Annotated in this window: 9 protein-coding genes and 1 pseudogene; 7 read left to right on the top strand and 3 right to left on the bottom strand. The window is 64.5% G+C overall.

Annotated features, from left to right (window positions below):
- Nucleotides 1–165: 165 nt before the first annotated feature.
- A complete protein-coding gene (locus XAXN_RS05865) occupies nt 166–1,719 on the top strand; it encodes an alginate export family protein (protein WP_054318861.1) in 1,554 nt (517 codons plus the stop codon).
- Between the two features lie 286 nt (nt 1,720–2,005).
- Here XAXN_RS05865 and XAXN_RS05860 read toward each other — a convergent pair whose 3' ends face one another.
- Complete coding sequence (locus XAXN_RS05860) at nt 2,006–3,382, bottom strand: hypothetical protein (RefSeq protein WP_054318860.1); 1,377 nt, start codon at nt 3,380–3,382, stop codon at nt 2,006–2,008.
- A gap of 429 nt (nt 3,383–3,811) precedes the next feature.
- Here XAXN_RS05860 and XAXN_RS05855 point away from each other — a divergent pair, with 429 nt between their 5' ends.
- From XAXN_RS05855 to XAXN_RS05845, 3 genes are all read left to right on the top strand, one after another.
- The gene (locus XAXN_RS05855; protein WP_054318859.1) at nt 3,812–4,486 is read left to right on the top strand and encodes a DUF502 domain-containing protein; all 675 of its coding nucleotides are present in this window, start codon (nt 3,812–3,814) and stop codon (nt 4,484–4,486) included.
- Nucleotides 4,487–4,490: 4 nt separating this feature from the next.
- Nucleotides 4,491–5,267 (top strand): queuosine precursor transporter, encoded by a 777-nt coding sequence (locus XAXN_RS05850; RefSeq protein ID WP_054318858.1) that lies wholly within the window; start codon nt 4,491–4,493, stop codon nt 5,265–5,267.
- Nucleotides 5,268–5,530: 263 nt separating this feature from the next.
- Nucleotides 5,531–7,468 carry a DUF885 domain-containing protein gene (locus XAXN_RS05845; RefSeq protein WP_054318857.1) on the top strand — a complete coding sequence of 646 codons (1,938 nt, stop codon included), beginning with the start codon at nt 5,531–5,533 and terminating at the stop codon, nt 7,466–7,468.
- Between the two features lie 189 nt (nt 7,469–7,657).
- Here the strand turns inward: XAXN_RS05845 and mmuM are convergent, their stop codons facing one another.
- Both mmuM and mmuP read right to left on the bottom strand, forming a co-directional pair.
- Nucleotides 7,658–8,623 carry a homocysteine S-methyltransferase gene (gene mmuM / locus XAXN_RS05840; protein ID WP_054318856.1) on the bottom strand — a complete coding sequence of 322 codons (966 nt, stop codon included), beginning with the start codon at nt 8,621–8,623 and terminating at the stop codon, nt 7,658–7,660.
- The gene (mmuP, locus tag XAXN_RS05835) at nt 8,620–10,017 is read right to left on the bottom strand and encodes an S-methylmethionine permease (RefSeq protein WP_054318855.1); all 1,398 of its coding nucleotides are present in this window, start codon (nt 10,015–10,017) and stop codon (nt 8,620–8,622) included. The genes mmuM and mmuP overlap by 4 nt, the downstream gene beginning before the upstream one ends.
- Before the next feature lie 357 nt (nt 10,018–10,374).
- Between mmuP and gloA2 the strand changes: the two genes are divergently transcribed.
- From gloA2 to XAXN_RS05820, 3 genes and pseudogenes are all read left to right on the top strand, one after another.
- Nucleotides 10,375–10,764 carry an SMU1112c/YaeR family gloxylase I-like metalloprotein gene (gloA2, locus tag XAXN_RS05830; RefSeq protein WP_054318862.1) on the top strand — a complete coding sequence of 130 codons (390 nt, stop codon included), beginning with the start codon at nt 10,375–10,377 and terminating at the stop codon, nt 10,762–10,764.
- A 206-nt stretch (nt 10,765–10,970) separates the two neighbouring features.
- A pseudogene (locus tag XAXN_RS05825) lies at nt 10,971–11,516 on the top strand (hypothetical protein).
- Between the two features lie 53 nt (nt 11,517–11,569).
- Nucleotides 11,570–11,777: transposase (locus XAXN_RS05820; RefSeq protein ID WP_134984842.1), on the top strand; the 208-nt coding region annotated here is incomplete at its 3' end.

Genomic DNA, 11,777 nt, shown 5'->3' with positions numbered 1-11,777 from the left:
GCCCAATCCCCAATCCCCGCCCCACTAGCGCCCGCCTGCGCAAACCCAGTGCATTCATGAGCTTAGAACCTTTGGGTTACTGCCTTTCTGGCACGGCTTTACTACAGTCGGTGTCCCCCTGCCGATACCTTTCGCCTAGGGTTTTCACTTTCGACGGGGAATACGATGCAAACGACACGCTTGGCGCAGCCGGCCATGGCCGATACTTCGTTTGGTGTCACACGGCGCCTGTGCCTTGCGATCGGGTTGGCGCTGCCGGGCTTTGGCCTGGCGCAGGTGCAGCCGGCGCCGACCAATGCCGAGCCGGCCGTTGCCGAGCCGGCGAAGGCGCCGGTCACCGCCGCACCGGCAACCGCCAAGGGCTATCCGCTCGAAGCGCAGGGTTGGGGTGCCAAACAAGGCGGCAACATGTGGCAGGTGCGCTGGGCCGAAGACTGGTCGTATCTGAAGGACCCGTCCAAGCGCAAGAGTCCGTTCGATCCGCTCAAGTACATCCCGCTCAACGACGACGGCGATGTGTATGTGTCGCTCAGCAACGAGTTGCGTGTGCGCAGCAATATCATCACCAATCCGGGCCTGATTCCCGGCAGCCATTCGCAGCAGCAGTATTTGCTGCGCGCCTTCTTCGGTGCGGATTTCCATGTGGGCGAGCACTTCCGTCTGTACACGGAATTGGCGCATGGCAGCCTGCACGGGCGCAACGAAGGCACCAAGACCGGCACCCAGGAAAACAACGCGATCCTGCAGCAGGTGTTCTTCGACGTGAAAGGCCGTATCGGCAGCGCCGACACCGGCCTGCGCGTCGGCCGCCAGGTGTTCGTCGATGGCCCGACCACGCTGATGGCGCTGCGCGACAACACCGATATCTTCGTGACCTTCAACGGCGCACGCGCTTGGGCAATCGGCGACAGGACGCGCGTTGACCTGTTCGATTTCAATTTCAACATCGATGGCACCGAAGGCCTCGGCGATGATCGCATCGACCGCTCGCGGCACTTCCGCGGCGTGGTCGGTGGCTACCGCCTGGCGACCGCCAAGCCGATGTACCTGGAGCCGTTCTTCTATCAGTTCCGCAACGACAACCAGCTGTGGGGCCGCCAGACCGCGGAAGAAAACCGCAATTACTACGGCCTGCGCCTGTGGGGCAATGTGGGCAAGCTGCGCACCGATTCGTTCGTGACCGTGCAGCGCGGCAGCTTCGGCGGACGCGACCTGCGCGCCTACATGGCCAGCACCTCCAATGCTTGGTCGTTGAGCGAAACCGGCTGGAAGCCGCGCCTGGGCTTCCATAGCGAAATCGCCTCCGGGGGCGGCGGCACGTCCGGCACCGGCACGCTGCGCAACAACAACTTCTTGTACGGCAACACGATCTACTTCAGCTGGGCCACGTTCTTCGGACCGGTGAACCTGGTCACTACCGCACCGACGTTGACGTTCTCGCCGACCTCCAAGCTCACCGTGAATCTGGAGTGGGAAACGCTGTGGCGCCAGACCACCAGCGATGCGATCTACAACAACCAGGCACGCGCCTACGCACGCACCCAGAACACCGGCGAGCGCCGCATCGGCACCATGCCGCGCATCAACGCCACCTGGAACATCGACCCGAACTGGTCGGTGACCTTCCGTGCCGAACATCTGATGGCCGGGCCGGCGTTGGAGAAGGCCGGCTACGGCGATTCGACCTTCGTGATGGGCTGGTTGAACTTCCGCTTCTGAACACAGCGGTTGGGTGCGTGATGCATTCCCAACATGCAGTGGCGTCATCACATGCCGCGTCCCGCAAGGACGCGGCATGTTGTTTTTTGGCGTGCGGGCATGCCGATGCCAGCGAACAAGGCCGCATGCGCCAGGCAGCGGGAAACAGCGACGCACTGCTCGCCCCCTTTGACGGCTGTCCGTCGGTGGCGGCAGGCAGCCGCTGCGGATACAAGCATTGCGCATGCATGCGCAGACCGCATGCACCAGCCCTGACCTGTGCCTGGCAGCGCAGAAGGCGTCTTGTTTATCGAGCCGATGAGGCTGCCTGGGTGGCCGCGATCGCACTGCCTGGCAACGGCCAGCGATCATTGCCTGCCACGCCCTCCGGTCGTGCGTATTGCCGAAGCGTCAGGCTCTTGCCGTCGTTTCCGGCGCCTAGCGGGCGCACCTGTCCACGCAACGCAGGCGGTAGCGCGGCGATCCGCTGCGTCAGCGGCGTTGTCTGCGCAGGATGGTCGCGCAACCACTGCAGTGCCGACAGCGCGCGCAATGCAGCGGCGGTGTCCTGCATCTTGTGCTGATAATTGACGTAGTCCGGATGCGACACGCTTGCCAGCAAACACCCGGTTGCATTGGCGATGCAGGCCACCGATGCGGTCTGGGGCAACGGGATCAGCGTTTGCGGAACCGGCTGATCCTGTGCCAGCAAGGTCCGCACCGGCGCGCTGCAGGCCCAGGTAAAGGTGGGCGCCAGCAAGGCCTGGGTGCGTTGGGAGTCCAGCAACCGTAACGGGAACCGGTCTTGCCAGGACGATTGGCCGCCTTGCGTCGACGCATCCTCCTGCAGCATCGAAAACACCGTCCGCGATTCACCGTGCAACGCGTGACACAGCGCGATCTCATCCACTGGCAGCGGCGCAAAGGCAGCGGCGCATTGCGCGGGCAAGGGATGCTGCGCCGGCAATTCGGCCAGCATGTCGGCAAACAGGTGGGCATTGCCGCGCAGCATCGCCGCGCCGATCATCGTGATCGCCAGATTGTCGCTACTGCGCATCAGGACACGGGCAACCTGCACATCGGTGCAGACATCGGACAAGGCCTGGGTGGTGCGCCCCTGGACAAAGTCCAAGGCGCTGGCCGTCATCGACAAGGGCATGCGCGGCAGTTCGGGCAACGGCGTATCGATACGTGGACGGAACGGGCTGCGGTAGTCGGCGTGTTGCGCCAACGCGCGCATCCGCGCCAGCATCGGTGCCTGTGCGGCCAGCGCAGCGGCATAGGCCTGCGGTTGTTCGCGCACGTGCTGCAAGCATCCGCCAGCGCTAGCCATGCACAGCGCAGGCGCGCCGGACGGCCAACCTGGCAAGCGGCGATAGCCTGCAGCGGCACTTTGAAATGCCGCATCCTCCGGCAGCCGATTGAATCGCGCAACGTCTTGAGCCAGCACTGCCTCGCGCTGCGCCTCCGGAATCGCGTACGACAGCGACCACAGCGCCCCGAACATGTTGCTCCCGCGCAACGGCGGCAGCGGCTGGCGCAGCTGCGCCAACGCCTGACGCTGCGATTCGGGAATCGGCCAATGCCTGGAGACCGTATACAGCGCCAGCACTGCTGCGATCAGGATGCAGACACCGAGCAAGGCGGCTTTGAGAAATTTGGCGAACACGTGCGAAAGATCCATCCCTGGGAGCTGCGCATCTTAGTGCCATCGGCGCAGGACTGCGACGGGCACAGACGCATTGCGTTCTTTCCGGCTGCAGACCATCGGCAGCCGCGTGTTTGGCGACCTGCGCAACACTGGGCAACGACACCGCGCGCTGGCGATGGGCGATGGGCGATGGTGCCAGTAAGTCGTTGAAAGAATCCGGGCACTGGCAGACGCCGCCCCCTCATCCGCCCTGCGCGCCATGTTTCCCAACGACTGAAGGCTGCACCGGTTGCCCGTTGCGGCTGGGCGAGGGGTGCAGCCAAGTCTATGTCGATGTGAGTACCGGAATCATGGGATTGCGGCGGCTCGCGGCACGCGAAACACTTTTGCCAATCGCGAATGCCTGCGGCCAAACCCCGGCCCCAGCCCCACCGAGCGTGGCCGAATGCCTACACTAGACGGATGTCCGAATCCCCCACTCCCCACGTCCGCCCTTCCCTGCAACGGGTCTTTCTGACCGGGTTGCTCACCTTGCTGCCTGTCTGGTTGACCTGGGTGGTGGTGAAGTTCGTTTTCTCGCTGCTTTCGGGCATCAGCAGCCCGTGGGTGGTGCTGTTGTCCGAACGCATCGCTGCCTCGTTCCCCGATTATCTGGGCTGGTTCAAGGCGCTGTGGGTGCAGAACACCATCGCCCTGATTGCGACGGTGGCAGTCATCCTGTTCGTCGGGATCCTGAGCCGGCGCGTGATCGGCCAGCGCCTGCTGCGCTGGTTCGAGGCCATCATGCGGCGCATTCCGCTGGCCAGCGTGGTCTACGACAGCGCGCGCAAGCTGCTGGACATCTTGCAGACCCAGCCCGGCAGCACCCAGCGCGTGGTGCTTATCGATTTCCCACATCGCGACATGAAATCCGTGGGCCTGGTCACCCGCGTGATCAAGGAACAGGGCACCGGCCGCGAGCTGGCCGCAGTCTACGTGCCCACCACGCCCAACCCCACCTCCGGCTACCTGGAAATCGTGCCGGTGGAGCTGCTCACGCCCACCGACTGGAGCGTGGATCAGGCGATGAGCTTCATCATTTCCGGTGGCGCCGTGGCGCCCGAATCGGTTCCCTTCACCCGGAATGCGGATCGCTAACACCATGACCCATGTGCGCACCCTCGACGATCGTGCGGTACGCCTGTTCATTGCACTTGCGGCCTTCTTCTGCGTCAACGCGGCGCTGGCCGAGTTCATTGGCGTCAAGATCTTCGCACTGGAAGACACACTCGGCATTGCGCCGTTGAACTGGAATCTGTTCGGCCAGCGCGGCTCGCTCAGCTTCACCGCCGGCACCTTGCTGTGGCCGATCGTGTTCATCATGACCGACACCATCAACGAGTTCTTCGGCAGCCGCGGGGTGCGTTTCATCTCGTGGGTGGCGGTGGTGCTGATCGGCTACGGCTTCGTGTTCGCATTCGCGGCCATCGCGCTGGCGCCGGCTGGCTGGTGGGTCACGGCGGCGCAGAGCCAGGGAGTGCCCGATTACCAGGCGGCATTTGCGGCAGTGTTCGGGCAAGGGCTGTGGACCATCGGCGGCTCGCTGGTGGCATTCCTGTTCAGCCAGTTGATCGATGTCTCGGTGTTTCACCGCATTCGCCGCGTCACTGGCGAAAAACACGTGTGGCTGCGCGCCACCGGCTCCACAGCGATCTCGCAGGTGGTGGACAGCTTCGTGGTGATCTATATCGCCTTCGTGCTTGGCCCGCAGCATTGGTCGATCGACCAGTTCCTGGCGGTAAGCACGCTCAACTACATCTACAAGATGGGCTTTGCGGTGTTGCTGATCCCGCTGCTGTATCTGGCACGCCACTGCATCACTGCGTACCTGGGCGCCGAGCGTGCCGAGCAGCTGTGCGAAGAAGCCGCTGCCGACTGAGCCGGGGCGTCTCTCCCAGCCAGGGTCATCTCGCCGCAATGGGTTGCGGTGGCAGCACCTGGTTGACAGTGGTCCTGATCGCGGCGCCATACACTGTGGCGTGCACGCAGCCCTGCTGGCCATGTCGCAACGCACCACATCACCCGAGCGCAGCATCGTGCCCGTGCGCTGCATGAATTGCCGATAGGCGGTATGCCCCCCATGGGTGGCCGTAGTCGTGCGGATCGGGCAAGCTCCCCGCTCGCTTGTTTCCGGAGCCGGTAATGCCCCTCAGCTTTTCCCGCCTCCTGTCCCTGGCCATGGCCGCCCTCGTGAGCCTGTCGCTGGCGGCGCCGGCCGATGCGGCCAAGAAGAAGCCCGCCAAGGCACAGACCACGCAAACGCGCGCGAAGGCGAGCAAAGGCAAGAAGACCGCCAAGCCGGCAGCAAAAAGCACCAGGGGCAAGGGCAGCAAGGCCGCCACGGTCAGGCCACGCGCGGTTGCCGCGCCAGTGGTGCTGACCAAGGCGCAGCAGCTCAACCTGCTGTACGACCAGTACTGGGATGCCTCGCTCAAGCTCAACCCGCTGCAGGCCACCTTTCAGGGCGAGAGCCGCTACAACGACCAGTTGCCGAACTTCCTGTCGCCGGCGTTCCGCCAGCAGTCCCACGATTTCACCGTGCTGTGGCTGGGCAAGGCCGAGGCGTTGGGGCCTGACGGGTTGAGCGGGCAGGACCTGCTCAGTTACCAGATCTTCGTGCGCGATGCGCGCAGCGCGCTGGCCGCCGAGCAGTTCCCCAGCTGGATGCTGCCGATCAACCAGTTCTACAACATCGCCAGCATTGCGGTGGTGCTGGGCTCGGGCACCGGCGCGCAGCCGTTCAAGACGGTCAAGGATTACGACAACTGGTCGCGGCGTGCGCTCGGCATTCCTGACCTGTTCGAGCAGGCCATCGCCAACATGCGTGCCGGCATGCAGGCCGGCGTGGTGCAGCCCAAGGTACTGATGCAGAAGGTGCTGCCGCAGCTGGACGCGATCATCGCGCGCAATGCCGAAGACAGCCTGTTCTGGGGGCCGGTGCGCAACCTGCCCGCCAACATGCCCGAGGCCGACAAGCAGCGCATCACTGCCGAGTACAAGCGCATGATCGAAGTGCGCATCATGCCGGCCTACCGCGCGTTGCGCGGCTTCATCGCGACCGAATACCTGCCCGCCTGCCGCGACAGCGATGGCCTCGCCGCCCTGCCGAACGGCGCGGCGTGGTATGCCTATGACGTGCGCCAGAGCACTACCACGGACCTGACCCCGGAACAGGTGCATCAGATCGGCCTGGATGAGGTCGCTCGCCTGCAGACCGAAATCCAGACATTGGCAAAACAGGTCAAATTCCGCGGCAACCTGCCCAAGTTCTACAAGTTCATGCAGACCGACCGGCGCTTCAGCTTCCGCAGCGACACCGAGTTGCTGGGCACGTACCGCAGCCTGCAGGGCCGCGTGCAGCTGGCGGTGCCGCGGCTGTTCAACGTCCAGGGCATGCCGGCGCTGGAAGTACGCGCGGTGGAACCGCAGCGTGCGCAATCGGCCGCCAGCGGCTCGTACATGCGCCCCAGCGGCAACGGCAGCACGCCGGGCATCTTCTACGTCAACACCTCGGACCTGCCGTCGCGCAAGACCTGGGAGGCCGAGAGCCTGTACCTGCACGAGGCGGTGCCCGGCCACCACTACCAGTTGGGCTTGCAGCAGCAGTTGACCGACCTGCCCAAGTTCCGCCGCCTGGGCGGCGAGACGGCCTATATCGAAGGCTGGGGCCTGTATGCCGAATCGCTTGGCCGCGAGCTGGGGCTATATGACGACCCGTACGACTACTACGGCTATCTGCAGAACGCGTTGTGGCGCTCGATTCGCCTGGTCACCGATACCGGCCTGCACAGCAAGGGCTGGACGCGGAGCCAGGCCATCGACTACATGGTGGACAACTCCGCCATGAGCCGCGCCGATGCCGAAGCCGAGGTGGACCGCTACATGGCCATTCCCGGCCAGGCACTGGCGTACAAGGTGGGCGAGATGAAGATTGCGCAATTGCGTGAGCAGGCGCAGCGCGAGCTGGGCCCACGCTTCGATGTCCGCGCCTTCCACACCGAAGTGCTCAAGGACGGGTCAGTGCCGCTGGATATCTTGCAGGACAAGATCCAGCGCTGGATCGCTACGCAGAAGGGGTGACGCGCGCGGTTGCGGTGGTTGGACGCCGTTGACCCGTCACTGCGGGTTGGCCTTGGGCTTGGCGCAGGTTGCGGTTTGTAGTGCTTGGCACGGGCCGACATTGCCTCGCTCCATGCATGCTGCGGGTGACAGGCCCAAGGACGCAGGCCGCGTGTGATACGCTTGATGAGCGCGCATTCGTAAGTCGGGTCAGTCCACCGCGCGCGCCGCCGCCAGTGCGGCGATATCGCGCGGTGCGGTGCGGCAGCAGCCACCGATCAAGCGCGCGCCAGCCTCCAGCCAGTGCGCATGCTGGTCGGCCAACGTGAGCGCAGCCCCGTGACCGGCATGCCAGCGCTTGTCGCTGGGGTCGTAGTGCTCGCCCGAGTTGGGGTACACCACCAGCGGCAGCGCAGTCAGCGCCGACAGGCTGTGCAATGCAGCGCTCGCCTGATCCAGTGCAATGCAATTGATGCCCACCGCGATCACCTGCGCGCAGGCATCCAGCGCCGGCACCACCTGCGCCAGCAGCGTGCCGTCGCTCAGATGCGCCGCATCGCGCAAGGTGAAGGAAAACCAGGCATGCAGCTGCGGAAATTCGTGTTGCAGCAGCTGTCGCAGCGCCACGATTTCGCAGGCCGATGGCAGCGTCTCGCAGGCCAGCAGATCCACGCCAGCCTCAGCCAGCGCCGCGATGCGCGGACGATGGAAGTCCATCAGTTGCTCGATCGGCAGGACGTAGTCGCCACGATATTCCGAGCCATCGGCCAGGTAGGCGCCATACGGCCCCACCGAGCCCGCCACCCACAGAGGTGCGGCGTGCGGGTGCAGCGTCAGATGATCGGCACGCGCCTGCAACGCCAGCGCCACGCTGCGGGCGATCAACGCCTGCGATTGCGCCGTATCCAGTCCGCGTGCGGCAAATCCCAGCGGCGTGGCCTGATAACTGGCGGTGATCGCGCATTGCGCACCGGCAGCGAAGTAGTCGCGATGCACCTGATAGATCAGCTCCGGCTGCTCCATCAACACGCGCGCCGACCACAGCGCATCGTTGAGATCGCAGCCGCGCTGTTCCAGCTCGGTGGCCAACGCGCCATCCAGCACCACATACCTGTCGTGCTGCAGGGCCTGGCTGAAAGGCGCATTGGCGCGTGGCTGGCGTGGAAGAATCGTCATGCGTGCAGTCTCCGGGCCGCAAGCCATTGGGTGAGTGCACAGGCGCCATAGCACAACGCGACGAACGGGATCCCGCACCACAACGCGATGCGCTGCTGCGGATCGAATGCCAGCCCAATGCAGGCCAGCAGACACAGCGAAAAACCCAGGATCGGTGTCCATGGAAACCACGGCGCGCGATACGCCAGCGCCTCTGGCGCAGCGCCATCGCGCAGCAGTTGGCGACGGAAACGGTAATGCGCAGCGCAGATGCTCAGCCACACCACCACCACCGCAAACCCCGAGACCGCCGAGATCGCAACGAACACGGTGTCGGCCGCATATATGCCGGCAAGCAGCGCCAGCAAGCCGCCCAGCATGCTCAGCGACACGGCACGCAACGGAATGCCGCGGCCGGTCAAGCGCGCCAGACCTCTGGGCAACGTGCCTTCATTGGCCAACGAGCACAGCATGCGCGCGGCCGCATACAGACCGGAATTGGCCGCCGACAGGATCGCGGTGAGGATCACCGCATTCAAGATGTCGGCTGCATATGGAATGCCCAACAGCTCGAATGCGCGCACGAACGGGCTGGTTTCCACGGCCGCTTGCTTGGCGGGAAGCAGCGCCGCCAGCACCAGCACCGTGCCGACGAACAGCACCACCAGCCGCACCAGCGTGGTGCGGATTGCCAGCGGAATCGCGCGTGCAGGCTGGGCGGTTTCGCCGGCCGCCACGCCGATCAACTCGGTGCCGGAAAATGCGAAATTCACCGCCACCATCGTCATCAAGATCGGCAGCGTGCAGTGCGCAAACCAGCCCTCGGCGCGCAGATGGCGCAGCCCCGGTGCGGGCGAACCATCGGCCAACGGCAACACACCGATCACCGCCGCACCGCCAAGCACGATGAACACCACGATGGTGATCACCTTGATCAACGAAAACCAGAACTCGCCTTCGGCAAACCAGCGCGCCGAAACTGTATTCAGGCCGAAGATCAGCGCGCAGAACAGCAGGCACCACGGCCACGCCGGACTGTGCGGAAACCAGTACTGCATGCAGAACGCTGCGGCAGTCAGGCTCGAGCCCAATGCCACCGCCCAGGTCAACCAGTACAACCACGCCACCACGTAGCCGGTCGCCGGGCCGAGGTAACGCGCGGCATACACATGAAATGCACCCGTTTCCGGCATCGCCACCGCCAGCTCGCCCAGGCATTGCATCACCAGGTACACCACCAGTGCGCCGATCAGATACGCCAGTACCGTGCCCAGCGCGCCGGTGCTGGCAATGATGTACCCGGTGTTGAAGAACAGGCCGGTACCGATCACGCCGCCCAGCGACAGCATCACCAGATGGCGCACCTGCATGCTGCGCTGGAACTGCGGTGCGGTGGCGGACGACGGCTCGGGCATGGGGGCGCATGGTCGGAGGGCTCCATCCTGCCACGTGCACGCAGACGGGCACAGCCGCGCACCGCCGAGCTGTGACGCAGCGCCAGCCGCTCACGGGCGCGCGGTTATGCTGCTGATCGGTTCCTGCTCGCCCTTCCCCATGCCCCATCATCGCCTTACGGCTCTGCACACGTCCGCGCGCCGCCTCGCCACCGCGGACCTGCACACGCGCTGGCCCAATCCAAACGGCGCGGCCCGCGCAAGCGACGCCGAGCTTGCGGCATGTTCTATTGCCAGTACGCCTACGCGCGGCGCATGTAGCGCATGGTCGAACAGCTCGAGAGTGACCGCGCCGAAAACACTGCGCTGGAGCGCCGCATGATGCTCGCCGGAATTCACCAGGTGGCAATCGTCGCCGGCAACTATGCGGTCTCCAAACGGTTCTATTGCCAGATCCTGGGCCTGCGTGTGCTCGATGAGCATTACCGACAGGCGCGCGACTCGTGGAAGCTGGATCTGGCGCTGCCCGACGGGAGGCAGATCGAGCTGTTCTCGTTCCCCAACGCACCACTGCGACCCAGCCGCCCCGAAGCGCGCGGCTTGCGTCACCTGGCCTTTCGCGTCGACGACCTGGATGCCGCGGTTGCGCATCTCAACGCACACGGCGTGGCGACCGAAGACATCCGCATCGACGAATACACCGGCCGCCGCTTTACCTTTTTCGCAGATCCGGACGAGCTGCCGCTGGAGTTGTACGAGGTCGGCTAGCGCGTGTGCCTGCCGGAACCGCCAGTGCAGTGGGGCACGCGTACCCGATGCGTCACGCGCCGACCTTGGCCTCGCAAAGGTGTCGACCACGTGACTCACGCGCAGGGGCGCGCGGCCGTTATCGAGAGGCTGGCGTAATGTCGCCGCAGCGTCGTCGCAGGCATGGACGCGGCACAGACCAACATACGCCATGTCGGACCTGACGCATGTTTCATTTCATCCTGCGCATCGTTGTCGCCGTCGCGATCGTGCTTGCCGGCTGCAGCTTTCTTTTCCCCAAGCGCTATGTCGCGCCAAAACCCGGCGAGCCGTTCGCCACCCTGACGCTTGCCAAGCCCACTAGGCACGCCCCGATCCCCATCGAGCCGGTCCAATACTTCGATGTCTTCGACGATGCCAGCTGCGCAAAGGGTGGCCATGGTGGATTTCTGGGCGCACTGACGCCTCCCGTCACCGGCGTACTGGGGAAGTTGAGCAACAATCAATCTCGCGAGAAGTATTCGGTTGTCCCCGACAAATAGCTGTTTTTACGCGCAAACATGGTGCAAACGCTCGACTCGCGTCGTCGGAGCCTGACCACAAACAATTACACCAATCTGATGGCATTCACGCCCGCGCCTGGCGAGCACTATGTCGCCAGCCAGCTCTACGATGACCAACGTTGTCTGCTCACCGTTATCGACGTCAAGACCGGCGCTGCCCCGGCGGATCTGGAAGTTGTTCCGATTTCAGACGAGTGCCATGCCGACTAAGAGCGGCTAACAAAACCCTTGAATTCTGTTGATTCGGCGGCAACATTGCCGGCATGACACGTCGCAACGAGATCCCTATTGCGCTGTGGAAGCGCATCGAGCCACTGATTCCGCAGGTCAAGCCTTCCCCCAAAGGTGGACGACCTCGTGTCAGTGATCAGCAGGCCCTCAACGGCATCGTCTATGTGCTGCGCACGGGCATTGCGTGGGAAGACCTGCCTTTGGAACTTGGCGATGGCAGCGGCATGACCTGCTGGCGTC

Origin of the sequence: Xanthomonas axonopodis, from assembly GCF_001304695.1 — a bacterium.
In the GTDB taxonomy this organism is placed as follows: domain Bacteria; phylum Pseudomonadota; class Gammaproteobacteria; order Xanthomonadales; family Xanthomonadaceae; genus Xanthomonas; species Xanthomonas axonopodis.
The sequence above is the reverse complement of the archived record's forward strand: the minus strand, read 5'-3'. Positions and strand labels throughout refer to the sequence as shown.